The 26,929-nt window shown below is 34.3% G+C and carries 27 protein-coding genes; 13 read left to right on the forward strand and 14 right to left on the reverse strand.

The features are described from left to right. Positions 1-4: 4 nt before the first annotated feature. The 6 genes from A8B35_RS07490 to A8B35_RS07515 form a co-directional block, all read right to left on the reverse strand. Entirely contained in the window at positions 5-805 is an 801-nt protein-coding gene (locus tag A8B35_RS07490) for an SH3 domain-containing protein (protein WP_068472024.1), read from the reverse strand. Next, positions 790-2,562 (reverse strand): BatD family protein, encoded by a 1,773-nt coding sequence (locus tag A8B35_RS07495; RefSeq protein ID WP_068472026.1) that lies wholly within the window; start codon positions 2,560-2,562, stop codon positions 790-792. Before A8B35_RS07495 ends, A8B35_RS07490 begins: the two co-directional genes overlap by 16 nt. Before the next feature lie 108 nt (positions 2,563-2,670). After that, on the reverse strand, positions 2,671-3,618 hold the full coding sequence (locus A8B35_RS07500) for a helix-turn-helix transcriptional regulator (RefSeq protein ID WP_068472028.1): 948 nt from the start codon (positions 3,616-3,618) through the stop codon (positions 2,671-2,673). A 53-nt stretch (positions 3,619-3,671) separates the two neighbouring features. Continuing rightward, positions 3,672-4,124, reverse strand: coding sequence for a GyrI-like domain-containing protein (locus A8B35_RS07505; RefSeq protein WP_068472030.1), 453 nt, complete (start codon positions 4,122-4,124; stop codon positions 3,672-3,674). Between the two features lie 118 nt (positions 4,125-4,242). Then, positions 4,243-5,793 carry an Rne/Rng family ribonuclease gene (locus A8B35_RS07510; RefSeq protein ID WP_068472032.1) on the reverse strand — a complete coding sequence of 517 codons (1,551 nt, stop codon included), beginning with the start codon at positions 5,791-5,793 and terminating at the stop codon, positions 4,243-4,245. Positions 5,794-6,115: 322 nt separating this feature from the next. Next, on the reverse strand, positions 6,116-6,400 hold the full coding sequence (locus A8B35_RS07515; RefSeq protein ID WP_068472034.1) for an HU family DNA-binding protein: 285 nt from the start codon (positions 6,398-6,400) through the stop codon (positions 6,116-6,118). 123 nt (positions 6,401-6,523) lie between these two features. On the opposite strand from A8B35_RS07515, the gene mutY reads away from it, so the two are divergent. From mutY to A8B35_RS23155, 10 genes are all read left to right on the forward strand, one after another. Further along, entirely contained in the window at positions 6,524-7,576 is a 1,053-nt protein-coding gene (gene mutY / locus A8B35_RS07520) for an A/G-specific adenine glycosylase (RefSeq protein WP_068472290.1), read from the forward strand. An 80-nt stretch (positions 7,577-7,656) separates the two neighbouring features. Then, on the forward strand, positions 7,657-8,145 hold the full coding sequence (locus A8B35_RS07525) for a single-stranded DNA-binding protein (RefSeq protein ID WP_068472036.1): 489 nt from the start codon (positions 7,657-7,659) through the stop codon (positions 8,143-8,145). Positions 8,146-8,245: 100 nt separating this feature from the next. Further along, on the forward strand, positions 8,246-9,505 hold the full coding sequence (gene gldE / locus A8B35_RS07530; RefSeq protein WP_068472038.1) for a gliding motility-associated protein GldE: 1,260 nt from the start codon (positions 8,246-8,248) through the stop codon (positions 9,503-9,505). A 24-nt stretch (positions 9,506-9,529) separates the two neighbouring features. Beyond that, positions 9,530-10,114 (forward strand): gliding motility lipoprotein GldD, encoded by a 585-nt coding sequence (gene gldD / locus A8B35_RS07535; protein WP_068472040.1) that lies wholly within the window; start codon positions 9,530-9,532, stop codon positions 10,112-10,114. A gap of 13 nt (positions 10,115-10,127) precedes the next feature. Beyond that, a complete protein-coding gene (locus tag A8B35_RS07540) occupies positions 10,128-10,754 on the forward strand; it encodes a 4'-phosphopantetheinyl transferase family protein (RefSeq protein WP_068472042.1) in 627 nt (208 codons plus the stop codon). Between the two features lie 11 nt (positions 10,755-10,765). Next, positions 10,766-11,545, forward strand: a complete 780-nt coding sequence (locus A8B35_RS07545; protein WP_245820776.1) for a phosphoglycerol geranylgeranyltransferase — start codon at positions 10,766-10,768, stop codon at positions 11,543-11,545. Positions 11,546-11,685: 140 nt separating this feature from the next. Continuing rightward, entirely contained in the window at positions 11,686-11,877 is a 192-nt protein-coding gene (locus A8B35_RS07550) for a cold-shock protein (protein ID WP_068472046.1), read from the forward strand. Positions 11,878-12,079: 202 nt separating this feature from the next. Next, positions 12,080-13,033 carry a DUF6588 family protein gene (locus tag A8B35_RS07555; protein ID WP_068472048.1) on the forward strand — a complete coding sequence of 318 codons (954 nt, stop codon included), beginning with the start codon at positions 12,080-12,082 and terminating at the stop codon, positions 13,031-13,033. A gap of 63 nt (positions 13,034-13,096) precedes the next feature. Continuing rightward, positions 13,097-13,663 (forward strand): hypothetical protein, encoded by a 567-nt coding sequence (locus tag A8B35_RS07560; protein WP_068472050.1) that lies wholly within the window; start codon positions 13,097-13,099, stop codon positions 13,661-13,663. Positions 13,664-13,735: 72 nt separating this feature from the next. After that, complete coding sequence (locus A8B35_RS23155) at positions 13,736-13,888, forward strand: PspC domain-containing protein (RefSeq protein ID WP_262506901.1); 153 nt, start codon at positions 13,736-13,738, stop codon at positions 13,886-13,888. A gap of 235 nt (positions 13,889-14,123) precedes the next feature. Here A8B35_RS23155 and A8B35_RS07570 read toward each other — a convergent pair whose 3' ends face one another. From A8B35_RS07570 to A8B35_RS07585, 4 genes are all read right to left on the reverse strand, one after another. After that, the gene (locus A8B35_RS07570; RefSeq protein WP_068472052.1) at positions 14,124-14,747 is read right to left on the reverse strand and encodes a hypothetical protein; all 624 of its coding nucleotides are present in this window, start codon (positions 14,745-14,747) and stop codon (positions 14,124-14,126) included. A 552-nt stretch (positions 14,748-15,299) separates the two neighbouring features. Then, a complete protein-coding gene (locus tag A8B35_RS07575; protein ID WP_068472054.1) occupies positions 15,300-16,148 on the reverse strand; it encodes a DNA/RNA non-specific endonuclease in 849 nt (282 codons plus the stop codon). 594 nt (positions 16,149-16,742) lie between these two features. Continuing rightward, complete coding sequence (locus tag A8B35_RS07580) at positions 16,743-17,873, reverse strand: Fic family protein (RefSeq protein WP_068472292.1); 1,131 nt, start codon at positions 17,871-17,873, stop codon at positions 16,743-16,745. A gap of 217 nt (positions 17,874-18,090) precedes the next feature. Then, entirely contained in the window at positions 18,091-18,285 is a 195-nt protein-coding gene (locus A8B35_RS07585) for a hypothetical protein (RefSeq protein ID WP_245820777.1), read from the reverse strand. A 158-nt stretch (positions 18,286-18,443) separates the two neighbouring features. On the opposite strand from A8B35_RS07585, the gene A8B35_RS07590 reads away from it, so the two are divergent. The 3 genes from A8B35_RS07590 to A8B35_RS07600 all read left to right on the forward strand — a co-directional run bounded on the left by A8B35_RS07590 (position 18,444) and on the right by A8B35_RS07600 (position 20,951). Then, positions 18,444-19,199 carry a hypothetical protein gene (locus A8B35_RS07590; RefSeq protein ID WP_068472056.1) on the forward strand — a complete coding sequence of 252 codons (756 nt, stop codon included), beginning with the start codon at positions 18,444-18,446 and terminating at the stop codon, positions 19,197-19,199. 589 nt (positions 19,200-19,788) lie between these two features. Continuing rightward, positions 19,789-20,256, forward strand: a complete 468-nt coding sequence (locus A8B35_RS07595; RefSeq protein WP_068472060.1) for a hypothetical protein — start codon at positions 19,789-19,791, stop codon at positions 20,254-20,256. 239 nt (positions 20,257-20,495) lie between these two features. Then, positions 20,496-20,951 carry a DUF5675 family protein gene (locus A8B35_RS07600; RefSeq protein WP_068472062.1) on the forward strand — a complete coding sequence of 152 codons (456 nt, stop codon included), beginning with the start codon at positions 20,496-20,498 and terminating at the stop codon, positions 20,949-20,951. A gap of 220 nt (positions 20,952-21,171) precedes the next feature. Here the strand turns inward: A8B35_RS07600 and A8B35_RS07605 are convergent, their stop codons facing one another. From A8B35_RS07605 to A8B35_RS07620, 4 genes are all read right to left on the reverse strand, one after another. After that, on the reverse strand, positions 21,172-22,011 hold the full coding sequence (locus A8B35_RS07605) for a hypothetical protein (protein WP_068472064.1): 840 nt from the start codon (positions 22,009-22,011) through the stop codon (positions 21,172-21,174). A 3-nt stretch (positions 22,012-22,014) separates the two neighbouring features. After that, on the reverse strand, positions 22,015-22,287 hold the full coding sequence (locus A8B35_RS07610) for a hypothetical protein (protein ID WP_068472066.1): 273 nt from the start codon (positions 22,285-22,287) through the stop codon (positions 22,015-22,017). A 1,647-nt stretch (positions 22,288-23,934) separates the two neighbouring features. Then, positions 23,935-25,098 (reverse strand): damage-control phosphatase ARMT1 family protein, encoded by a 1,164-nt coding sequence (locus A8B35_RS07615; RefSeq protein ID WP_068472068.1) that lies wholly within the window; start codon positions 25,096-25,098, stop codon positions 23,935-23,937. Next, the gene (locus tag A8B35_RS07620; RefSeq protein ID WP_068472070.1) at positions 25,082-26,440 is read right to left on the reverse strand and encodes a hypothetical protein; all 1,359 of its coding nucleotides are present in this window, start codon (positions 26,438-26,440) and stop codon (positions 25,082-25,084) included. The genes A8B35_RS07615 and A8B35_RS07620 overlap by 17 nt, the downstream gene beginning before the upstream one ends. Between the last annotated feature and the right edge of the window lie 489 nt (positions 26,441-26,929).

A 26,929-nucleotide genomic window follows, 5' to 3' on the forward strand; every position in this document is an offset into this window, starting at 1 on the left:
TATCTTATTTTATAATTTTGGCACCATCTTCTTGTATCCAAGCTTCTTTGCCATCGATTAACTTTATTTTAATCCATTCATTACGTTGCTCTAACAAGGTAAACTCACAGCCTTTGTTTAGTCCACTCATTAGTGCATCCTCGTAAACCAAGCTGTTTCCTTTTTTAGCAATGATGCTATCTTTTATGATGATACCCTTTGTAGATTCAATGCTGCTTAAGGCCAATAATATGGTTATGGGCAGCAGTACCGCAAAGCCAATCCATCTGTAGAAAACCGGGAAACGTTTTTTTATTGGGGTGATGAAAAGGAGCAATACTATGATATACAATGGAATAAATAGTAACACTTTAATTGGGGTAGCGATGCTTCGGATATACTCCATAGTTAGGGCATACCGCGATGAGGTATTTTCTTCGGTAGCATCAGTCACTAACGATTGTGCATATTGTAGGTTATGACTCACATCCTTGTGATAGGGCAAATATTTCTGAGCCATTCTATAGTTATATATGGCTAAGCCTAGTTCGTCCATTCTAAAATAGGTATTCCCTAAATTGTAATGTAGCCATCCGTTTTTGATGTTCGATTTTTGTATTAAGTACTCTAATCTATTGGCAGCTTTTTGATAGTTCGCTTTTGCAGAATCAGGATTTGCAGCTTGTAATTCATCTGCCTGTTCAAATAGTTGAAGTGCTTGTTGATAGCTTTCATAATTTTTATCGGCATAAGCCGAAATCCCAAAACAGAGCATCAATATGGCCAAATGGTATCTTATCAAGTATTTTTTTATTTCTGTAAGCATATTTTAGCAAGTTTATTGATGCACATTTTAACCTCTTTAGTATTGGCTAAAGTTGATTTATCAGTTTGAGAAAAGCTATTGCTGAAGTAAACTGCATAGAAATCTTTAATTGGTTGTAAATCGATATTTACAGAGTAAAAAGAACATACTTCAGTTATTTTATTGGGCAGTAAAACTTCATCTGTAACCGCAAAAGCATCCTGAAAGAAAATTTGTATTGCATTCTGGGTTTCCTCAATAGTATTGCGTGGACTGTTATTAAATACTCTTGTTGCTTTACGAATGTTTCTTTTCTGAGTGGCGGATTGGCTGGTGAAAGATACATACGCTTTATTGCCTAAAAATATGGCGATAGGCAAGAGGATTAATGACCACCAAAACCAATGGTTTCCTTTTTGTTTCTGTTGCTTCAGGGCATCTTTTTGTGTGTATAACTGGAGTATCCCGTAAGGATTAGATGTTAATGCATTTTTTTTAACAGCAGTTTGTGTAGAATCAGCAATATCACTTGTGTTTGCTTTATTGGGTAGTACTTGTATATTTATGGCATTGGTATTGATAAATGCATAGCTGTTTTTAGATGTATCAAAGTAAGGAATGCGAATTTCAGGTAACGCCTTCGTTTTTACGCTATTAATACGGATTAATTTATCGATGGTAATTAACGAATCATTATACGAAACTACAGGGTTTGCCTTAGTAAATGAGAAATCATTATTCAGAAGGGTATTAAGTTCTGGTAAAGCAAATGTCTCGGGAAACGGATAGTCTTTAATTATGAATTGCATTTTTAAAGCTTCGCCTGCTTCAATTTGTGCTTCGCTTAAATTAGCCTCGGCATTGAAAGCACCGAATAAGCCACTAAAATTTGCAGGTTTGTTTTTCCTAGGGAGTTCTTTAACATGTAGTTTTATGGTTTTGGATTGACAAACCAATCGCTTGTATTTATTTGAGGTTTCTGTATCGAATAGGTTATTATCGAAGTAAGCAGGGTAGGCATTGAAGGAAGTATTTTGCTTTAGGTACGAGCATAAAACAGTAGATGGTTCTATCTCGAAAATACCTGCTTGCTGGGGTACGATGGTTAGCTGAAATTCGATGCCTTTATATGGTGTGTTATTAATATCAACATCGTGTATGCTTGCAATTATACGCTTGCCCGAAACGGGTAGACCAATATCGTGCTTTGAGAATTGTGCTGTTTTACTAGGTGTGTATACTTTAAAATATTTGTTTTTGTAAATGGGTAAATCAATATTTACGGCCTTTAGGTTATTAAGAGGAATAGCCGATTGCCAATTAAAGTACAGCGTAATAGGCTGAAATTGATAACAGTTGTTTTCTGAAACAGTTACCTCAAGCCGTAAATTAGGATTACGCTCAGGAGCTTGCACTATTAAAGGAAAGTTATCAGTTTTAAGATTTCCTATAGCTGCTTGTGGTAGTAAAAGCGAACCTGCTTTAACAGGAATAAACTTATATCTGAAGATGGTTGTGGTTTGATCTTCGGCTTCTACTTTCTTTTTTTCAAGTAATTGGTAACTGAAAGCTTCAGAACTCGCTAGTTTGGGTTGTTTTTTAACATCAGAACCAGCTATTATTAAAGAAGCCACAAAATAATCGCCTACAAAATAGCTTTCGTTGCTGCTTTTCCAAAATGCAGTTTGTGCTTCCGTTGAAATTATAGAAATTAACAAACAGAATAATACCAACAGTCGTTTTCCAAATTGTGATTTGTGTATTGGATGTTTAATCATGATTCAAAAATACATAATGCAGTTGGCTTTTGTGTACTTGTGCGTATCAAGATTAGTACTTCGGGGAGTGTTTAATAGATTAAATATTGAGGGGTACATTGTTTGTTTCTACTCATGGTAACTATAGAGTTCTTTTACTAACAGAATGATTTCTTCCTGAAGTTCTGGCGGACTGATCACTTTAACTTCAGTTCCAAAACTAATAATCCATTTAGCAAAATAGATGAGGTTACCATAGGCAAAATCCATTGTATAATTATTACCATCAAATTGCTCATTTAGCAAACCATAAAAATACTTTGCAAGGGATACCTGAGTGTAGATGCTTTTATCAATTTGGAGGGTAATTTTTTTCAGGTCATTTTGTGGCGAAAGGGTATTAAAATAATCTTCAATATTAATTAAGTTCTCATCACCATAGTGTTCATCTAATACTTTAAGCGAACAGATGCGATCTAACCTAAAATCGCGATAGCTATTTCTTAGTCTGCAATATGAAATTAGGTGCCACGTTTGCCAATAATTACAAAGGCACATGGGTTCAATTACTCTAGAACTTATTTTACCATTATAATTTGCTTCATATTCAATCTCTAATAACTTTTTATTTACAAGCGCATGCTGAATATCATTTAGGAATAGGTCAGTGTCATGATTGTTAGTGTTATTAATATTGTAAACACTTATTTTTTGATCTAATGATTCTAGATAATCCTTTTCGTTTGAGCGTAATACTGATTTAAGTTTAAATAGAGCAGTGCTGAAGGCTTCTTGAATTTTTATATCGCTCATTTTTGACATGAGCTTTTCTGCTAATATAAAAGCACTGGCTTCATCTTGCGTAAACATGATAGGAGGCAAATTGTATCCAGAGCATAAGGAATACCCCTTACCGGCTTCGCTAGCAATGGGTACACCACCTTCTTCGAGGGCTCTAATATCTCTATAAACAGTTCGTAAGCTAATATTGAAACGATCAGCAATTTCGGCAGCTGTAATACAGCTTTTACTTTGAAGTTGTATAAGTATGGCACTTAATCTATCTATTCTATTCATTGTTATAGAGGCATATTCTAACTCATAAAAATAAGTTAGAATATGCAATTTACTTATTCTACTTCAATAAATATTTCAGTAACACAATTAGATTGGTCCTCAAAATCGCAGTTGAGGTAAACTTCACGATTTCGTCCACTTGGTTTAAGTTTATTCTTAACCACATCTTGTATTAGCTTACCATATACATTACCAAATTCACTCCAAGGGCCATTGTGGGTATACGAAATGCCTTTCATCTCGGAAAGGGTAAGAAATTGAATAAACTCAGTATCGGTACCCGCTTTGGCAACAGGCACGCAAATATTAAGGTCGAATATGGTATCAAGCTTATCGTCGCAGCCATTATAATCCCAGATTTGTGCTCCCGTAGGTTCAATTCCTTGGGTGCTGAGTTCTTTGTAAATTGCCTCTGGCGTAACGCCAACTTCATCCGTTATGGTATTAAGAGATGTTTTAATACTGTGGCATGCTACTAATGTTTCATTCATCTTAGTTGTCTTCATAATATTATCGTTTTAGATGTTTATTAGTACAAATAAAACAAGGGGGAGTGACAACAGTATGTCAGTAGCTTTTATGTGGGGAGTTAATTTTTTAAAAAAAGGCAAAAAAAAGGTTGACCTATTGGTCAACCTCTTTATTATCTTCATCTGTGATCTTGAACTCTAAAAAACTTAACGAAGCGGAAGGTATCAATTTCAATCCGAATGTATATTTAAACTTCCACTTAAGGAAGATTGAAGGAAAGCCTTTCGTTAAATAAGCTCCCAAATACGGATGAACCTTCAGGGTCAATTTCTTTTTCTTGTGTCCTTCAACAGCTTTTCTAATGCTGCTCTCCAGTTTTTCTTCCAGTAGGATAGCTGGTGCAATTTTACCTGTTCCATAGCAGGATGGGCAAGACTCATTAGTCTCTATTTCCATTTCAGGTCTAACACGTTGACGTGTAATTTGCATTAATCCGAATTTACTCAGCGGCAGAATATTATGCTTTGTTCTGTCGGGGCCCATAGCCTCTTTCATGCGCTCATACACTTTGTGCCTGTGTTCGGCCTTTTGCATATCAATAAAATCAACAACAATAATTCCACCCATATCGCGCAAACGCAATTGGCGTGCAATTTCATCGGCAGCCGCTAAATTAACATCAAGAGCATTGTTCTCTTGTGTGTTTGCGCTTTTTGACCTGTTACCACTATTAACGTCGATAACATGAAGTGCTTCCGTGTGTTCAATAATAAGATATGCGCCACTTCTAAAGGATACTGTTTTCCCAAAAAGTGCTTTAATCTGTTTCTCAATTCCAAATTGATCAAAGATAGGGACGTTTCCCTTGTACTCTTTCACAATCTTTTCTCTGTCGGGTGCAATTAGCCCAACATATTCTTTTACCTCGTTATACATATCTTTATCTGATACGTAAACGCTGTTGAAAGAAGGATTCATTATATCCCTAAGAATGGCCGAGGTGCGTCCAATCTCTCCAACAACAAGAGCTCTAGGCTTTAAATGGAATAATTTAGCCGTTGACTCTTCCCAACGTCGAAACAGCGTGCTTAATTCTTTATCAAGCTCTGCAACGCGTTTACCCTCTGCTACGGTACGTACAATTACACCGAAGTTTTGGGGTTTAATACTTTGTATTAGTCTTTTCAAACGGTTACGTTCTTCAGAAGATTTAATTTTCTGACTAACGGATACCTTATCTGAAAAAGGCATTAATACAAGGTTTCTTCCTGCAATGGATAATTCAGAAGTTAGCCGTGGCCCCTTTGTTGAAATGGGCTCCTTTGCTATTTGCACCAATACTTCCTGACCTACTGTAAGAACATCTGAGATTGAACCGTGTTTATCAATATCCGGTTCAGCTTTAAGCTTGTTTAAGGCAACTCCTCCCTTTTTGGTAGTGGCAGCTATATTAAGAAACTTTTTGAGGGTACGAAATTGGGGTCCAAGATCCAAATAATGCAAAAAAGCATCCTTTTCGTAACCAACATCAACAAAAGCAGCATTTAAGCCTGGCATTATTCTTTTTATCTTACCCAGATAAATATCGCCAACCGTAAATTTTACGTTGCTTTTCTCTCTTCTTAATTCAACCAACCTTCTATCCTCGAGCAATGCAATCGAAAGCTCGTCGGGAGATACATCTACAAATAGTTCTGCACTCAAAATGGTAGGTATTTCAATAATTTAAGAACGATGCCTTAGTATTATGTCATCAATAAATTTTGATGAGATGTTACTTATTTGTAACATCAATATTAAGGTCTTTTTTTTAATGTCTACATACAACAAAGAACAGACTGGTAAGACAAATGTCTTTTTAGTCTGTTCTTTATTATGTTTTTTACCACAATGTGGAGAAGATTACTTCTTCTTCTTGTGTCTGTTTTTTCTAAGACGCTTCTTACGCTTGTGCGTAGCCATCTTATGTCTTTTTCTTTTTTTTCCGCTTGGCATAACCTAACTTTTAAACTTATTAATAACCAAATTAATTTACGTTGTTTTTCACTTTTGTTACAAAGCTCTTAGAAGGCTTAAATGCAGGAATAAAGTGCTTTGGAATAATGATCGTAGTATTTTTTGAAATATTACGAGCAGTTTTCTCAGCTCTTTCTTTTACAATAAAGCTACCGAAACCACGTAAATATACATTTTTTCCATCCACTAAAGACCCCTTAATAGTCTCCATAAAAGCCTCAATAGTCTTTTGCACTGTAACTTTCTCTATCCCTGTATCTTTAGAAATCTCGTTTACAATATCAGCCTTTGTCATCTTTCTATAAAATTATTTAATAATCAAGTAATTACAATGTTTTTCAAAATTTGAGACTGCAAAGATAGAATGATATTCGAAATAAAAAAAAACAAAAAGCTTATTTTTGCTAAAAAATATACAATGAGAGATTTCAGTAGTGAATTGATTTTGTGGTACAAAGCGCATAAGCGTTCCTTGCCATGGCGCAAAACAAAGGATCCGTACCATATATGGATTTCTGAAATAATATTACAGCAAACGCGTGTTATACAGGGGATTTCGTATTACGATAAATTCACAAATACCTTTCCAACAGTAGGAGATTTGGCACTTGCTACTGAGGATCAAGTACTAAAATTATGGGAAGGATTGGGTTATTATTCTAGAGCCAGAAATATGCATGCGGCAGCAAAAAAAATTTACTTTGAACTAGATGGAGTATTTCCGAGTACATATAACGACTTGATAGAATTAAAAGGTGTCGGTCCGTATACAGCCGCCGCTATTAGTTCAATATGTTATAATGAGCACAAAACGGTTGTTGATGGTAATGTGTTTCGTGTATTATCCAGGTTATTTGGTATCGATACAGCTATTAATAGTACCATTGGTAAAAAGCAGTTTGAAAAGCTCGCCCATAGTTTAAATACCGGAAGTGAGCATGGTTTATTTAATCAAGCTCTTATGGAGTTTGGGGCCTTACATTGTACACCTAAACTTGCCAAGTGTGAAACTTGTATTTTTCAAGATACTTGCGAAGCGCTTAGGAGTGATAAAGTAGATGTTCTTCCTGTTAAAGAGAAGAAGTTAAAAGTGAGAAATAGGTATTTATCATTTCTTTGCATTATTGATGCCAATGACAATACATTAATCCAAAGGCGCGAAGGTAAAGGAATATGGGAGGGCTTGTATCAGTTTCCTTTATATGAATCAGATGAAGAGGTTTCAATTGAGAATTTCCTCAATTCTGATTTTGTTAAAGAGTTGGTTTTAGTTGCTAAAAAAGAAATAGTTTATACAAATCAGGTAAAGCATAAATTAACCCATCAAACTCTTTATATCAATAAAGTAATTTTAAAAATTGATCAGTTACTCAAAACAAATATCTTTGACATTGAGAGTATAAGTAATCTTAAAGAATATGCTTTTCCAAAACCTTTAACAGATATAGTGGCTCGCTTTAGCAAAGAGTAGAGTAATTTCTGTATTTTTGCAAATCTTACTTATTTAAGTATTTTTAGAAAAGTAAGTTTAATCCAATAACTAAATAAGAAATGTCGGTAAATAAAGTAATCCTAGTAGGGAATGTGGGTAAAGACCCTGAAGTTAGATATTTTGAAAATGACAGAGCTGTTGCTAATTTTCCGATAGCAACTACAGAGCGTGGTTTTAAAACGGCATCAGGGCAAGAGGTTCCTGAAAGAACAGAATGGCATAATGTTGTTATTTGGGGTGGATTAGCAAAAGTAGCCGAAAACTACGTTAGAAAGGGTACTCAAATTTATGTTGAGGGAAAACTCCGTACACGTTCGTGGGATGATAAAGATGGAAACAAAAGATATACAACAGAAGTTTATGTTGATAACCTACAGTTATTAGGAAGAAAATCAGATAATCCGGGTGGAAATACGCAAGTCTCAACAGGATCTCAAGGATATAAAGAGCCTACTATTACGGAGCCTCCACAAGCTGGATTTACATCTAATACACCTAACGAACAATCTTTTAATGACTCGGATGAAACCGATGATTTACCTTTTTAATGTTTAACTTAGCCAATTAATTTTAACTACAGTATTGATTTACTCACATATAAATACAACAATTTTAGCTATTGAGTTATTGCCCCTAACCACTGGTGTAATGACTGCTATAGTAGCGCTTTTTATTTTGCTTTTATTGTCAGGTATGCTATCTGGTTCAGAAGTAGCGTTTTTCTCACTAACACCAAGTGATTTACACAATATTGAAGATGGAGAAAATAAGAGTGCAGCATTAATTCAACAGCATTTAAACGATCCCGAAACTTTATTGGCGACTATATTGATAGGCAATAACTTTGTAAATGTAGGTATTGTAATATTATCAGCCTTTATTTCTAATTCATTAATAAGCTTCGGTGAAACAGCTTGGGTTAAGTTTGCCATCGAACTTGTTGGAATTACGAGTTTAATATTATTCTTTGGTGAGATTTTCCCCAAGGTTTATGCCAGCAGATTTGCAGTTAGGTTTGCGGAGTTTATGGCTTATCCATTGACTTTATTAAAAACTCTTTTTCGACCATTTAGTTATATTTTGGTAAAATCATCAGGCTTTGTAAATAGGCGCGTTGCTAAAAAACAAAGCTCTATATCAATGGATGATATCTCACATGCTTTGGAGTTAACAAGTAAGGAAATTACTGACGAAAAAGATATACTAGAAAGTATCGTAAAGTTTGGTAATATTAGTGCTGCTGAAATTGCTACTCCTAGGGTAAATGTTGTTGATGTTGAAATATCGAGTTTATTTACCAAAGTGCTTGAGATTATTGTTGAATCAGGCTTTAGCCGTATTCCAATATTCGAAAATACTCCAGATAATGTAAAAGGTGTTTTATACGTAAAAGATGTATTGCCTTATTTAGAGAAAGGCGATGATTTTAATTGGCAAGAACTCATCCGAGAACCTTATTTTATTCCAGAAACAAAAAAAATAAACGATTTACTAGAAGAATTCAAACTTAATAAAATTCATATGGCCATTGTGGTTGATGAATATGGAGGTACTTCTGGGATTGTTAGTTTAGAGGATATATTAGAAGAGATTGTTGGCGAAATATCTGATGAGCAAGATGATGAGGAAGCTACTTATACTATTCTGCCGGATGGAACCATTCTATTTGAAGGACAAACCTTACTAAACGATTTTCATAAGGTAACTAATATCGATGAGGATTATTTTGATGAAGTAAAAGGAGAAGCAGAAACCTTGGCGGGATTATTACTGGAACTGAAAGGAGAGATACCTGATAAAACAGAGATCATCAAATATAAAAAATGTGAGTTTACGATTGTCGATGTTGATTCACGTAGAATTATTCAAATTAAATTTGAGGAAAAACGAATCGGACGTGTTCGTTAAACAATTGCCTTAAAAAGCTATATAATGAAAGGGAAATTAAATAAACAGCTAGGCTTAATTATAGCTTTAATTATAATAATCACTGCTTGTACACATTCAACAACCCCAAAACCACGTGGATACTTCCGAATCACTTTTCCTGAACACGAGTATTCATTATATCAAGATGGTAAACCCTATACGTTTGAAGCTTCAAAACATGCTAATGTAATAGCGGACCCGTCTCCACATGCAGAGCAATACTGGTTAAATATTCGTTACCCACAGCACAAAGGCGTAATTCATTTCAGTTACAAGCCCGTTGAAGATAATCTTGCTGTGATACTTGAAGATAGTAGGGGATTAGCCTATAAACATTCCATTAAAGCAGATGCCATTGGAGAACGTGTTTTTGCTTCAGATGAAAACAAAACCTATGGTATTTTATATGATATTAAAGGAGATGCAGCTTCATCTTTACAGTTCTTTTTAACGGATAGTGTAAAGCACTTTGTACGTGGATCCTTATATTTCGATGTTATTCCTAACAAAGATTCATTGGCTCCAGTTGTTGATTTTATAAAAGAGGATGTAATGCACTTAATGGAAACATTAAAGTGGGAAGATTAAAGACTTTATAATCATGCCTCCAATTAATACTATAAATCACAATAACGGTTTTGTAAAGGTTTGGAAGATTGAAGAAACGGTTGATGAAATATTAGCAGAACTTCAAGTTTCAGATGATGATTTGCAAAAAGTAAATTCGTTTAAGCTTGTTAAGCGAAAGCTTGAGTTTCTCTGCACACGTTGTCTTATAAGCGAAGTTATCGGTGTATATCCAAAAATAAGCTATTTAGAATCGGGTAAGCCAATACTTGAGAATAGTGATTATACCATAAGTATTAGTCATACTAATGGCTTTGTTGCTGTTGCTTTTACCACAAATGGTGTTCCGGGTGTAGATATCGAATACCCTTCTGATAGAGTGATGAAAATAGCACAACGATTTATTTCAGCAGATGAGGATCTATTTATTCCTGTTGCAGATAGCAATAAATACTACTCCTTAATATGGTGTATTAAAGAGGCTTTGTATAAGCTATTAGATACAGAAGGTGTAATTTTCAATGAAGACTTACTTTGTAAACCATTTGTAATTAGCAATCAAGGTATAGTTAATACTTCTGTTTTTGTAAATGATAGTACAGAATATATAAATATTCACTACTTAATCACTCCTGAATATTATTTGGCTTATAAGGTTTAGCATTGTTTATTATGCGAACTCTAGCTAGCTTTACCCATACGCATATCAATACAAAAAGAATGATACTTGAGTTAATTAAAGATAAGCAGAAAGCAGGTAAGAAATTACTTGCCATGCTCATTGACCCTGAAAAATATCCTCAGAATAACCTAATTAAAGTAATAACTGCAATAGAATCGGCTATGCCAGACCTTATATTGGTGGGAGGTAGTTTAGTTTCGGTGAAGACAGATAAGGTAATTAAATCTCTTAAGCAACACCTTGATATCCCAGTAGTGCTTTTTCCAGGAAGTTTATTACAGGTTACCCCTGAGGCAGATGCTTTGCTTTTTATATCGCTTATTTCAGGGCGTAACTCAGATTTATTAATAGGCAACCATGTTGTAGTTGCTCCTTTTCTAAAAGAATCTAATTTAGAAGTGCTTAGTACGGGGTATATCCTTGTTGAAAGCGGTAAAAGAACTTCAGTTGAATACATGAGTCAAACGGCTCCTATACCTGCTGATAAATCAGATATTGCTGCCGCAACCGCTATTGCCGGAGAAATGTTAGGGCATAAACTAATTTATCTTGAAGGAGGGAGTGGAGCAGAGGTGCCGATTCCGCAAGAATTGATACAAAAAGTGAAGCTTAGTATTGACATTCCTCTTATAGTAGGAGGGGGTTTAAATACCGCAGAAAAAGTAAAAAATGCATGCGACGCTGGAGCAGATGTTATTGTTGTTGGAAATGCATTTGAAAAGGATATTTCTTTACTATCCGAATTTCGAAAAATTATTAAGTCTTATTAGGGTTTTATAATGGTCAAACTATCAGATAATTGAGGGTGTGTAAAGTGAATAATAAATTTTTTGTACTTTTTTGTTTTTTTTTATTGATATACAACTTTTAATCATACATTTGTAATAGTTAGTTTTTATTTACATTTATTATGAAAGAAGGAAAAGTAAAATTTTTTAATGAATCAAAAGGTTTTGGTTTTATTAAAGACAATGAATCAGACAACGAGTATTTCGTTCACGTAACTGGTCTAATCGATGAAATCAAAGAGGACGACGACGTTACTTTTGAATTAAAAGAAGGAAAAAAAGGATTAAATGCGGTTAACGTAAAGTTAGCATAGATTAAGATATTTCGATATATAATTTATATTACGCAAATCCAAGCCCTCACATTTATAATGTGAGGGCTTTTGTTTTTTATAGGTAATCGAAATGTATTATTCATAGATGTTATTGGTCAATAAGTTAACTTCAATCAATTAGGACTTGAAATACAAATAAAATATCCCTAAATTGGATTAATACTACTTAATAATCACTACTATGAATAAATGTAAATTATTGCTATTAACAGTTGTATTAGGGGCATTTATGACCTTACATGCTCAAAATCTTGAAGATTTTATATCAAAGTATACTTCAGAGAATGGGCAAAAATATATGCAGCCCTTTGCTGATGCTTTCTCCGCTAATCTTAATAGTGGACTGTACCATAATTCGAGTATTGAGAAATGGGGTTTCCAAATGTATATAGGAGTTGTTGCTCAATCAGCAATTATTCCTACCAAATCAAAGTATTTTATGGCCAAATATGACGATCCATCTTCAGGACTATCAGGTGAGATTGAAGCGCCAACTGTTTTTGGACCTGCTGAAGGACCTACTGTGACACACCCGGATAATGGATTAAGTTATGTTCTCCCAGGAGGATTTGATGTAGATCATATGCCCTTACTGATGCCACAACTCACCATAGGGTCGGTATATGGTACAGACTTAACAATTCGTTATACCAAAATGAATATTGAAGATGCAGGTGAGTTAGATGTATTTGGTTGGGGAATTAGGCATAGTATTAATAATTATCTCGATAGTATTCCTGTTGATATAGCAATTGGTTATTACAATCAATATTTTAAAGTAGGGGAGTATCTTGATGCAAGTTCTAATATCATTAGTTTGCAGTGTAGTTACAATACCTCGTTTGTTACTTTTTATGGAGGTTTATCTTATGAAACAGGAAAGGTAAAGGTTCAATACGATTATAGTGGAATAGAACCAGAAGTGAATTCTGAGTCTACAGAACCTGGAGATAAGGTGGAATTTGATATGGATGCAGCTAATACCATTAGAGCAACACTTGGTATAACCTTAAATATGGGGCCTTTTAAAGTTAATGGAGATTATAATTTTGCTAAACAGAATACTGTTAACGTAGGAATAGGGTTTGGAATAAATGAACGGGAAAGATATAGGAAATCTAAGGAATTAAAATAACTCCCGATTTTCACGGGGGTAAGTATAATTAGTTGAGTTAAATAATTTGTAAAATATAATGCAATGAAAAAGTTAGTAAACTTATTTATAATTTCCATCCTTTTAATTGCTTGTGATGAAAAGGAGATAAAGCTATACCCAACAATTGAGCATGACGCAACAATTATAGTTGCAGATAACGGAAACTTTGAAAAACAAGCTATAATTTATGCTAGTACTATTAATGAAAGTATTCAAGATTTGGAGTTTGAAGATGCAGGAATAGAAGATGTTTACATTGAAGGTGTATGGATTAACGTAAAAACACTAGGTATGAATGAGGCTGATACAATAGCATTAGATCTTACGATTAAAGAAGACAATCAGCTTAAGTACTTATTAGATAATTATGAATTAGTTATTCCAGATGATGAGGAAGAAATATTTCTACCCGACTACCTTCAAAAAGAAGGGGTGGATGCATTACATAATTTATTGAAGGATATTGTGGTGAGCGGTGCCGCAGATACAGATATTGAATTTCTGGCAATGGGCAAAGCAAGTCCTGAGGATAGTTATATTAATGTAGAATTAGAGATTCATATTAAGGGAACTGTAGTTTTCTCGCAAACAATTGGATTAGAGGAATAGTCTCTGATATTGAGTATTGTCAAGTGTAAGTGATTCATTTGCAGGATTAGGTTTAATCTAAGTAATTCGAATATTATGATTTTAGGTGTATCTGAATGGCTAAGTGGTAAATTGGGTTGGAATGTTAAAGGCATACGTATTGCATTTATTTTATCGGTATTAATTTTCGGAGCAGGAATTGGCTTGTACCTAATGCTTTGGATTGTTAAGATGTTTTCGAAGTAGTGCTCTTGCAGGATCAATACAGCCTAAATTAATTGTATATCATTACCAATAATTCCATGGCAAATCTATTTTTATCAAAATAAGTTATGGATAAAGATTGCGGATATAAAAAATATTCGTATATTGCGGTGGGTTAGGTTTGGTTAAAGATTGAAAAGCTGCTATCGTTCTCACGATAGTGGCTTTTCTTATTTTATACCCATCAGTGAAAATAGGTTCATTAGCAATAGTTTTGTTAAAACTTAATTTTAGCCTTAAATATATTTGAGTGACTCGCCTGTTGAATATATAGCTCTCTATCAACACCATGTATGCCAAGGTCTTCTGCTTTATCTTCTTTGCGTAAATATCTTTTTGATTCCTTAACAAGTTGTTTTCTTTCTTCTTCAGTCATCCTATATTCTGGAGCCTTTTGATTAGCAGTAGTAGTGGATAATAATATCTGATTTTGATTAAGGGTATCTGATACATTTAGATTTGAATAATAGAGTATCAGTTTTTCTATATTTTGCTTATACTGATTTAGAATGGTTGAATCTATTGATAAGTCATATGCTCCTTTATATTTTTCAATAATATTCACCTTAAGAGCTGAATCCTGATAACAGATAACTCCTTGTACATAACAAGAATCACTTATTTCAGGGAAGAGATAGAAAGCGACTTTCTCAGTATAGCTAATAGTATCTCCAATTAGTGGGTGCAGTTGAACGGGTTTCTGCGAATTTGCGCTATTGCTTACACATAATAATGAAACGAATAACGATAATTTTAAAAATAGATGCTTACGCGGATAATTGCAAATTTTGTGTGACACATTGAAAAAGCGCCTATCTTTTCTTGTTTCGTTGATTTTCATAATGTTTGATGTTTAGGTTTTAGGGGATTTGTATAAAAAAATATTACCACATCAAAAGTATTAATATTATGTACGTAATCAAATTATGAGATTTTATTAAATAAAGTATCAATACACAAGTTCCAATATGATTTAAAGCTTGGTTTGTTCCAGCGTTATAATTAAATCAGCAGGCCTGATTTTTTTCGCTTATATATGTTACTATCTAGATTTTTTTACTATATTTGTGTGGGTTAGGTTTGGTTAAAGATTGAAAAGCCGCTGTCGTTCTTATGACAGTGGCTTTTTTTACTTGGATCCTTTAATAAAAGAGTTTAGACTTATTACGAACCCTCAGAGTATGGGGTACAAGTGAGTTAACACGAGATTTTTATGCTTATATGAGGCATTAATTTGTTAAATAGCACATGTCTGTTTTTGAGGTAATTAACTCTATTAAACTAAACAAATCCCTTTCGGAGAGGTTATCTAAGAAGAATAACTGAAGTTATCTTGTCTTTCAATCGAATATATTTTAAGAATTTTAGTATGTGTATTAAAGATACTATCCTCTTAAGATTGTCCGAGGTGGTGTCTGCAATAACCACTAGTATTATTGGTTTTAGATTTGCAGCGGTTGCCTGTGCTCTTGGCAATGCCTTTACATTGCATGGTTGATGTTTTTTTCTTTACTGTTTTGGATTCTGTTGTGTTAGATTTACGTTGCCAATCGTCGATATTGCCTAACTGACTTTCAAGTTGTACTTCTAAGGTGTCATCTAACTGAGAGAAGAAATTGATACCAGTTAAGGTTTCAATGCTGTCTACTGAGATAATGAATTGAGTAAGTTCTTTGTCTGATTTTTGGTTAGGTAACACAAAGCCTATCATTTTTTGTGTTGATGGTTGATATATTACTTTGTAATAGTGACTAGGTACAGTTACTTTATTTGCACCAATACTTCCTTTGTTGTCTTTAAATATTGGCCCTGATACAACATGGGTTTTAGTGTTCCATCCCCACTCTCTTACTAATACTTCTAGGTTTTTCCAAATACCCCTATTAAAATTGGGTTCTTGAGGGCTTATATTGGACATGAAGAATGTTTCGCTCATAGAAGTGTGGTTTAACTTCATGGTTGCAGCTGGACATAGATGACCACGGTCGTATCCTGAGTTTTTATAGTCAGCCAATGTAGCTGATTTTGTGGATACTTTTGGGTCGGGTCTGAAATCATCAGTCCGTGTTTCATTGCCTGCATGGATTGTATAATATACCCATTCGGCTTGTTCGTGGGCTTCAATATATGAAAGTGAGTAATATTGGTGTTCTATTAGTTCTCCGTTAGAGGAGGGATGATATTGCGCAAAAAGAATAAAGGAGTAAAGGCTTAATACAATGGATAGAATATACTTTCTCATAAACATAACTTTTAGAATTGTGTTATGAAGAGTTATGTTTGTATTTCATAGTGTGTTTAGGAACCGCGAAAGTAACAGAATTATTGGAAGGGGGTGCTGTTGTTTGTCATGATGGTGGTTTGTATCTAGCACTCAAGTATGAGGTGAAGTGTTCTGAGGTTTTTGTGTAGATTTTTTCTTAATGGATATATTACTCTAGGTAGTAATTCGATGTTTTTATGATTAAACTTAATAAATATTATTGATGAAGCGTGTTGTGGTTTGAAACTAGTTTACCAACAGTTTGGTGGTTTAGCACTGAGGCTGAAGTGGTTTGTGGTTTTAAGATTTGTAAAAAGTAGCCCCAACAGGACTCGAACCACCACATGTAAATCGCAGAATATCAATGAATAAAGAAAAATTATTTTTCTATAATTCCCGAATTACTCACCAATTATTTGGTTAATATTGAGTTCAATTATAATGCTTTGAATATTACAAAGATACGAAAAACCATACGCTTTGTATACTAAAATGTATCAAATTAAATGGTTTTAGTTATTAGAATATTACCTGGTAATAGTTCTGAAAGCACTTATGAAAATGATAAATTGCCTACTTATTAAGCAAGTTGACAACTGGCATTCCGATCAATTCATAATTCGTACTTCTTCCTCCTGAAGCTTCTTTTTGTAGTATTTCTTTATCTATTAAATCATTAATATCTCTTACCGCAGAATCTTTTGAACACTTTGCAATTTTCGCCCATTTTGAAGAAGTTAATTTTCCATCGAAACCATCCATTATTCGATTAAGAAGTTTCTTTTGTCTTTCGTTAATGATTGTTTTTGCATGCTTTTGCCAAAATTCAGATTTAAATAACACCATGGTCAGTACCTCATTTGTTGATTTGAGTGCATTTATTAAACAGTCCAAAAACCATGTGATCCAATCTGTAATATCAAGATTCCCCTTTTGTGTTTTTTCCAGTAGCTCATAGTATTGTTTTCGCTCATTTCTAATTTGTGCTGACATACTATAAAATCTTTGAGTTGTTTTATCTGATTGTGCTAAAAGCATATCAGTTAAAGCTCTCGTTATTCTACCATTACCATCATCAAATGGATGTATTGTTACAAACCATAAATGAGCAATTGCTGCTTTAATTACTAAATCTAGCTCATTACTATTATTAAACCACTCGAGAAATCTTGTCATTTCCTTTTCCAATAATTCTGAATCAGGAGCCTGAAAGTGCACCTTTTCTTTTCCCATTGCTCCAGAAACTACTTGCATTGGACCTGTTGTGTCTTTTCTCCAATCTGCTACAACAATTTTATACATTCCACTTCTTCCCGTTGGAAATAAAGCTGCATGCCAATCGAACAATCTATCTTTGGTTAATGGCTCAAAACAATTCTGCGTTGCATCCATCATCATTTCAACAACGCCTTCCACATTTCTATCAGAATACACAGACCCTGCTATTTCAATTCCTAATCTTCGTGCAATTGAAGAGCGAACTTGATCGGTATTTAAAAACTCGCCTTCTATTTCAGAGGATTTTATCACATCAAGCGTCAGCGTATCAAGCATAGCTTCACTTCTTAAATCGAAACCTAAAGTCTCCATTTTTCCAATTAGTCGGCCTTGTAAATTTCGCGCTTCACTTAATTGGCTCAAGAATATATTACTGTTCCAAGTAAACTCAGGCCATTTGTCTTGTTGATGTATAAATGCTTTCATTTGATGCATATTTTGCAACGAATATAAAGCTTAATCATCGCAAATAAAAATTAATCGTCGCTATTATTGCATCGATTATGACAGTTATTCGACGCAGCTTCTCATTTTTGCTTGCTAGTATTTTAAAAATACGTACTATAAAAAGATCAAAATGATACAAATTGTATGGGTGAAAGGTGTGTTTATTAATAGGGAGTTGTGGCTTCTTTTCTTAATCCTAGAGATAGTTTTGGATTAAGTGAGCTTCTATTCCTGTATACTTGGCAAACTCCTCTGTAGTGATGTATTGATGAGGTTCTTTACCAAGGCTCTTGCGTATTTTCTGAAGTAACCTCCTGGAGGTCTTCTCACTTTTACCTGTTATGCGCTGTACATCTTTAGGGTAAATACATATGCGTGATAATTTCATCATTGCTTTTATACACTATCTATACTTTATCCATACTTCTAATATACTTAAAGTATACTAAATACGGACATAATTTCCTTTGGGGGTCATATGGGACAGGGATATTTGAAATGCTCTAAAACAGCTATTACATTAGTTCTTATTCATTAAAAAAAGGGATTATGGCAAGGCAAAAGGGAGTTATTAAGTTGGAAGGACGCGTTGGCGATTTGTCTTTTTACAAGAGTGGTGGCGATTATTTAGCACGCACCAAAGGTGGTGTTGATGGTGACAGAATTAAGAAAGATCCGGCATTTGCGCGTACTCGTGAAAATGGGGCTGAGTTTGGTAGAGCTGGTAAAGCCAGTAAATTATTGCGTGGTGTTTTTAAGGCTCCAATAGCAATGACTGCTGATAAAAAAGTAGCGAGTAGATTAACTACTCAGATGTTAAAAGTAGCTCAATCGGACACTACTAATGGTAGAGGAGAACGAACAGTTGCTAAGGGTGACTTAGGTTTGTTGCTTGGTTTTGAGTTTAATGGGCAAGCTAGCCTAGATGAGATTATGTCTGCGAGTTCATCTGTTAATTTTGACCGAACTACTGGGGCTGTTACTGTAGATACTGAGTTTACAAATCCAAAGTTAGAGCTTATTGCCATTGAGGGTGCTGATGTGGCCCGCATGACTGTTGGTATTGCGGCTGTTGATTTTGAGAGTGCAGAATTTGAAGTAAATGTGGCACAGTCTGATGCTATTGATATTACTTCGAAGGATGCTTTAACTTCATCTGTATCGGCGAATATTTCTGCTGATAGTACGCTTCCTGTTTTTATTGTTTTAGGTATTGAGTACTACCAGAAGGTGAATGACGAATTATACCTCATCAATAACCAGGAGTGTAGAGCTTTGACAATTGTGGCGGTGGATACTGTATAGGCGTTAGGTTTTAGTTATTAGTAGCTAGGTTTTTTATTTTATGGAGGATACGGCAATTTCACGGAATGGGAAAGCAGGATTTTTAGGAGGCACTTTTGTGAGTGTGTTGCATGGCGTTTCGATTGGGGGCATGGTGGAAACTATTGTGTATACCGTTTTGGGAACCGTGGTGAGCTTTGGCGTATCGTGTCTTCTGAAATACATTGTTAAAAGGTATCTCAAAAGAGGAGTTTAAAAATTTGATTGTTTGCTTAGGTTGATTCGGTGGTAATGACTACTGATGGTGTTTGGTGTAGCCCTTGGATTCTCAGTCCGGGGGCTGTTTTATTTAGTCAGAAGTTTTTAGTCAGTGGTGAGTAGTAGTTTAGGCTGAGGGCAGCAGGGATTTACAGCTTGGTTATTTAGTATCAGGTATCAAGACACAAGTATCAAGATGATTTACAGCTTTTAATTGTTCATGACGCCTTGAGATTGCTTTGCTGCGCGCGCAATGACGCAATAACGTGGATTTGCAGCTTGGGGCTTTTTTTGTTCTAGCTCTTAGGACGCTAGTCTTTAGGTATGATTTTAGAGTTTTTAAGGTTTGATTATGAAATTATTTGAGAGGATAAGTGCTTTGTTGGGCGGTGGATTGGTGAAGGACGTTGGAGACCTCATCGATAGGTTTGTGACAACGGGTGCTGAAAAGCAAGAGGCGAAAGCGTTGCTTTTGGAACTGCAGCACAAACAGGAAATGGAAGCTTTGAAACTCTCTTTGGAAACGGAGCAGGAGTTTAACCAACTAATAAAAGATTTGGAGGGTACTGCGAGTGATTTAAGCCAATCGGGTTGGTTAGGAAAAGTAGTGCTTTTCTTGCGTGGAGCGCAGCGACCAATGTGGGGTTACTTTGTGGCTTTTATGGATTACATGGTATTTGCAGGACGTTGGAGCTTGAACGAAAATGAGCGTTTGGAATCAGCTTTTTGGATTATCAACTTTTTGGTTCTGGGCTTTTTATTTGGTGAGCGTGCCGTGAAGAATGTGGGACCATTGGTGAGTAAGATGATGAAGAAGTAGGTGCTAGGACGCTGCGCTTTAGGTGTTAGGCTTTAGGTATTAGGATGCTTTACGGCTTGCCTTGAGATTGCTTTGCTGCGCGCGCAATGACGCAATAGCGTGGGATTTGCAGCTTGGTTAATTAGTATCAGGTATCAAGGCACAAGTATCAATAGATTTTGCTGCTTTAAAAGAACACGTGAGGACACGTGCACTAGCGATACGCTGAAGGCAGAAGTGGATTGAAAAAATTGTGTGTTATGGAGTTAAAGGTTTTACGATATAGTGATTCTAGGGGAAGTACATTGGGACTTTTGTTTATTGATGGTTTGTTTGCTTGTTATACTTTGGAGGATGAGTATAAGGCTGTAAAGGAATACGGTAAAACAAGGATTGCTGCAGGCAGGTATCCAATCCGATTACGTTGTTTTGGTGGGCACCATTGGAAATATTTGAAACGCTTTGGTGCAGTTTTTCATAAAGGGATGCTGCAAGTAATGAATGTGCCGTTATTCTCAGATATCCTCATCCATATTGGTAATGATGCGGATGATACAGCAGGTTGTTTGCTCCTAGGAAATGTGGCCAACAATAACCAGGTAAAGAATGGGTTTATTGGAAGTAGCACAGCTGCTTATTTACGTGTTTATCCCATTATAAGAGATGCTTTGCTTAAGGGGGAAGCCGTTTATATTAGTTATGTTGGTGAAATATGAAAATAAAAACTAGACTACTATAGTGCTCTTGACTAGGATTAGTAAATAAATTGAAAGTACTGAGCTATTCTTAGTTTAATATCTACAACGTATAGTGCTATGAATAGTTGCCGCTTTCGGGTTGTTTCCCTGTCCAGTTACTCCGAACTTAATGCGAGCTACAACCCTTGAATAATCAACAAAACGGCAATTATTTATGAGTATGTGTTAGCTTTTGTTATTACAATTTTAAAGCAAGTCCTATACTTGTTACATCAATATCCTCAAAATTAGGAGACATCGAACCGTTCTTATATTCAAAGTTTAAACCTAAATGTTCAATTAAAAAGAACTTAAAATTAATTTTTATATAATTTATTGATTCATTGGATGTAACTCTTTCATCTTGTTCTAGAAAATTATAATGAATATAATTAGCACCAAAAGAAAATCTATAAAAACCTTTATTTAAAAAAACAGGATTTGTCTTGTTTTTAATTGGAGATGTCCAACCAAAATCCCAATTCAAACTTGGACTAATTACTATTCGAGAGATTTCTTCATTTTTATTTTCAATTATATTCACTCCATAATTGTAGTTGAGACTTAAAATAAAATTAACATTTCCAATACTTCCTTTTTCTAGCATCCATTGATAATAAGTAAAGCCTATTTTGCCTAATATTTGACTCATAACAAAATCTTTGTCTGATGAAAATTCAGGCGAAACTATGTTATATTGAATAGTTTGTTGGAAACCTTTAATTTCTGTAGCCTTAAAGCTTAATTTTTTTTTGATAAATGATTCTGCTTCAAATTGTATGTTGTTTTCTGATGTTTTAGTTCCTGAACCAAAATGAGATTCAAAGCTAGGTTTTATGTAAAAAGGAGAATTTTCCTTGTTATAGAAATATTTATATTCTTCTTTGGGATCTGAACCTTTTGTTTTGTTCAAATTAATATCTAAAGTTCCTTTGCCTTCAGTAAAATTGTAATTATAATTCACAAAAGTTGATTGACTATATATTGCAATATTTGATAAAGCAACCAGCCATAAAAAGATAAATCTTTTTTGTTTCATAGGTTAGGCTAATTTTTTAGTTATATAGTTAATTAATTTTTCGACTGTTTTGTTTTTTGTAAACATTGTTATTTCTAAATCTTTTTGATTCAGTGTTGTAAATTCAATACATATCTCTTGACTCAACACATTAAAGTGAGATGATAAATAAATATCTGATAAATTTAGTTCTGTATCATCTGAATAGTCTATGAATTTTGCCAATTTCTCTTCAGTGTAAGCTGTGTTTTCGGCCAAAACTTTCAGCAATTTCTTTCTTACCTGTTCTTTTGTCATAATTATTTGTTTTAGGGTGTTAATTTTTAATAAAAGCTAACTATTCTGTATCCCATCAAATATGAGAATACATATATTACTTTTAAGTCATTTAAAGCTAAGTTAGAATAAGTCTTAGAAAAAGTAAAGTAGGTTATTTAGACATTTACTATACAAATATCCCATGTAATTAAAAAAATCTTGTTTGTACCAGAAGAGAGCATCGTAAATAATATGTGTTTCTTCGAAGATATAGGGAGTTTGTTTTCTATATATCTAAATATTATTTTGAGCTTAAAGGCTTAAACAACCCCTTTTTACAAGTTGATAAATTGAGTCAAGGTTGGAGGTGCTATTTTTTGATGCCCTAACAGGGGTTAGTGCATAGATGGTGGCTATTAGGGGTTTTACAGTTTGCTTTTAAAAAGTTGCCGATGGCTTCAATAAAATGGTATCTGCACCCGCAGGGCTTGACCTTTACTATTTATCGGCTTGGGAGAATTTTGTGAGAGGATTTATGCTTTTGGTTTAGTCTGTATTTAGAGTCAGTAGGTTGTTTTTAGTTTGAAAGCTGAAGAAATTTGCGGCTTTGTCTATGGTATTAGGTTTTAGTTGTTAGCTATTGGGGATTTAGGTTTAATACAACTGTTTGTTTGCGGAGTTACCCGAAGGGCCAGGTGCCTACAGCTAGCGGAAGGAATGGAAGCGCAATGAATGGAGTGCAGCGGAATGGGTTGCGGCGGAATTGTGCGTCGAGCCGGCTGCGAGTGGAGCAAGGGTGGCAGATTGAGAATGACCGCAGGGAGTGGGAAATGGCATATGTTGCCGCGTTAGTTGGCGTGTGTTTTTGTTTGAATAGTTGCTGGTTAGTAGTTATTAGCTGTTAGGGATTTACAGCTTGCTTATGATTTTATTATTACCACACAAAAACCATGACAACTAATGCGAGCCACACGAGGGGTACAATAGTTTGAAATACAATGGAGGCTAATGGAGCTGCCCAAAATATAAAAAAGGGTGTTTTTTCACGCTTTTGTTTTGGGATGCTGAAAGCTGCTGAGAATAAGTGAAACGTAGTGGTAATGATGCTTGCGTTAGCAAAGTATGATTATCATGGAGTAGAACGTTTAGAAGCGACTTGAGGCATGAACAGTGGAATAGCAGGAATGTAGTTTAAACTATTGTATCACGAAGCCCGCAGCGACTAGCAGGCGAGCCTATATGGGGTAGCGATAAACTGGAGGCTTTTGTTTTGGGAGTTTACGGACAAAGCAAGTGCCTACTGGATAGAGTTAGCTACCCGTGAGGAAGACCGTGGGAACGCAAAAGGCATGACAGGCTAGTTTTTTAGTGCTTAGTTTGAAGGCAGAAGCCAGTAGTTGGATTTATGGCTTGCTTATGTGAATATACTACTTTAGTGAGCAGCTTTATTTAAGTGCCTTAGGGTATGGACTTTTTAAATAATGCTGCGAAAGCCTGGCGTGACCTTTTGCTGACGAGGGATGAGGAACACCGATGGACCTTTTTTTATTTTTTTTAGTTAGTTGTATATGTTACTATCTAGATTTTAATTATATTTGTTAGGGTTAGGTTTGGTTAAAGATTGGAAAAGCTGCTGTCGTTCTCATGACAGTGGCTTTTTTTTGTTTTATGTAGGAGGATGTTTTTTTATTCGCTGTTATTATCAGTATTTACTTTAACAAAATCAATAATGGAGTATTCGCCATTGTATTTCCATTGGTTATCTTCTTTAGATGGAATATCTTTTTCTTTAAGACCTACTATAACCTCTGATTTTAATACCCGAAGGATTAAGGCATCAGTTGGCAGATAGTTTATTAAATCGTCAGTTGGTGTTAAGCAATCCCACATTCTATCATCTACTAATTTACGGTAGTTTAAATCACCTTTGAACACTAATAAATCTGATTTACTCAATTCCTGGCTTAAAGCTTTTGGCATCTCTCTAAAGAGTAGGCCGCTTGACCAAAATTCATCATTAGTAAGTATTAATTTATTATTATTCACAAGCATTTCAATCTCACTTGCAAATTGGCTTAAGCCACTATTGCGCTTCAGAGAATTAATGAGATAATCGTAATCTGAGATTTGTGCATCGGAAACAAAGTATGGCATTGTTTTAAAGTGCAAAACTACCTTTTTAGTATTAGCTGTAGTAAGTAAGCAATGTGCCAATAAGAGGTCGGCAAAGAGTTCTTCTCCCGAATTATCCAAGATAATATCCACTTGTTTTAAATTGGGTAATTGGTCGACTATATTTTGTGATTTATTAATAAGTATGTGATGCTGTTGTTTCTGAGAATAGGTATCTGTACTTTGACTTAAATCAGCTTTATTACCCATAAGGTTAAGTTGTAATAACAGCGGTAAAGATTTAAGTTTGGGCAGCTTGCATATGTTATTATACTCGCTATAAGTTGCGAGCATAGTTGGCATAGAGTTATCTACTGCAGCATTTTTAGTATTTGCAAAATAGTCACCTTTTATTTCATCTTTGAAAGCTAACTCTGCTAATTTATGGTATAGATAATTTTCGAGGAATAAAAAGGGTGCATTATCCCAGGAGTAATTATTAGCACTTAATTCCTCATTGATAGCTCCAATATAAATACTCCTTTGATTTGGACAACTATTGTAAGATTCAATGGGCACTATTGGCCCATTGGATATGCTTTTTATAAATAGACCAAGGGCTGAGTTAGATGGCAAGTCGTAATAATTTATTACCTGCTCTACAATTTGTGGTATCCGATTTACCAAAGTAAAGTGAGCAAAGGATAATTTATTATTAGTGCTAATTAGTGTTGACATCTTTTATTCCTAATTGTTCCATGAAATATGTATCAATATCCTCATTCCTAGAACTTGTTATTTTACGAATATCGTTTAAGGTAATAGCGTAAGGCACACAACTAAGCACTACCTTTATAAGCTTTTGTATTTTTATATTAACTTCTTCAATCTCTTTACGTGATAGATGCATTTTAGGGCTAGATAATGATTCGTTATTTAAACACCTTACATCATAAAAATCTTTTAAAGCTCTTCTTATTTTACCTTCATCTAATTTATCAGATTTGATATTATTTTTCTTAATAATTTTTCCCAAATCATTGGCTAAATCTGATTTTATTTCTAGATCTACTTTAGATATATCATTAGCTTTGGCAATCTGATTTAAAATACTTATTTTTTGTTTAACCGTAATTCCACTTAATTGTTTTAGATTTTTTTTAGATATAATTTTGTAAAAATAGCTAAGAAGTTCGTCTTGGATTTTATCGAATATTTCACCAAGTTCACCCTGTATTAAATCCGTATAATCAGCAGTAAAATCTTCTTTACAAATTAGTTTTAGGTATTGTTTATAAGATTTTGTCGCCCAACCTAAAGCCCATATAAATTCATCATGTTTAAGCAAAAAGTAGGCATTCATCCTGTTGTCATGCGCTTCAGTTTTTAGTATTTCAATATCAATATCATTTTTATCATAATCAAGTTGATCTTTCATTTTATTAACCTCATCTTTAACCGTTTGCTTAAGCGTAAAACGCGGCAAGAATACTGAGGTTGCTACAAAGATGGCATAAGATGTAATTATCAATGTAAATATTGCTATTGCGTTAGGTTCAGGTGGCTTATCCGTATCTTCTAGCTTGCCAACTACCTCATTTGAATCAGCAACAACTATTTTACTTGAAGAGTTCTCCCAACTATTTATTGTTCGAATAGAGATCAGAAGCAATGAACCTATTAAAAGAATTACGCAAATAGAGATAATTGCTTCCCAATTTACCTTTCCTTTAGACCTTTTAATGGTATATTGAATTAACTCTATTGTGAATAGAGAAATAAGTATTAATTCATAATTTAAAATATCTTTTAAACCTAGATAGGTAATTAGTATAGCTGTTACAGAATAGATTACCAAACGTAGTTTAATATTACGCAGAAGAACAAAATGATCTATATTTTCGCTAGCTGAATGAAAAATGTTCCTAAATTTAACTTTAAGATTTTTCTTCTTATTATCGGCCTTTGATATGAATTGAGACTTCTTATCTATTGATTTATGGATAAACTCAATTAATGACACTGTGAGAATCAGAATAATAAAAATGATGATAATGTTCTCAGTAATAAAATCTATCATAACTAGGAATTGAAATTTACACTATTGTAAAAATACTTATTAAGTTAAACTAAGCAAATAGAAATGCTCTTGATTTATGAATAATATTGTCCTAAATAACTTTTCACTCGAGCCGTGTAGGTTCTTCCTTTTTTAGTTCACACAAATTCAATTTTATATTGTGTTCATGATTTTTCAATTCTTCAGTCAAAAAAGGAAGCAAAAAGACCGTCGACTGCACCCACTTAGTTCACGAAACTAAACTTTTGAGAAGTGGTAATGATTTCCGCTATACTCCAATTCACTCAAAAAACTATAATGGTGATGAAACAATTAAGAATACTCAATTTTTAAATTGTTCCGATGTTTTAAACTCACCCTTTTTCGTGCCTTAAAGGACTCAAACAAAAAACAATTCTTAACCGTCATTTCAATCCTGTTTTTTTGGTTCACTGGCTGAGGTCGAGACTAAACAAGACGTATAGATCATTACTCTAAAACTTTTAGCAC

This window comes from Saccharicrinis aurantiacus (genome assembly GCF_001660705.2).
GTDB classification, from domain to species: Bacteria; Bacteroidota; Bacteroidia; order Bacteroidales; family Marinilabiliaceae; genus Saccharicrinis; species Saccharicrinis aurantiacus.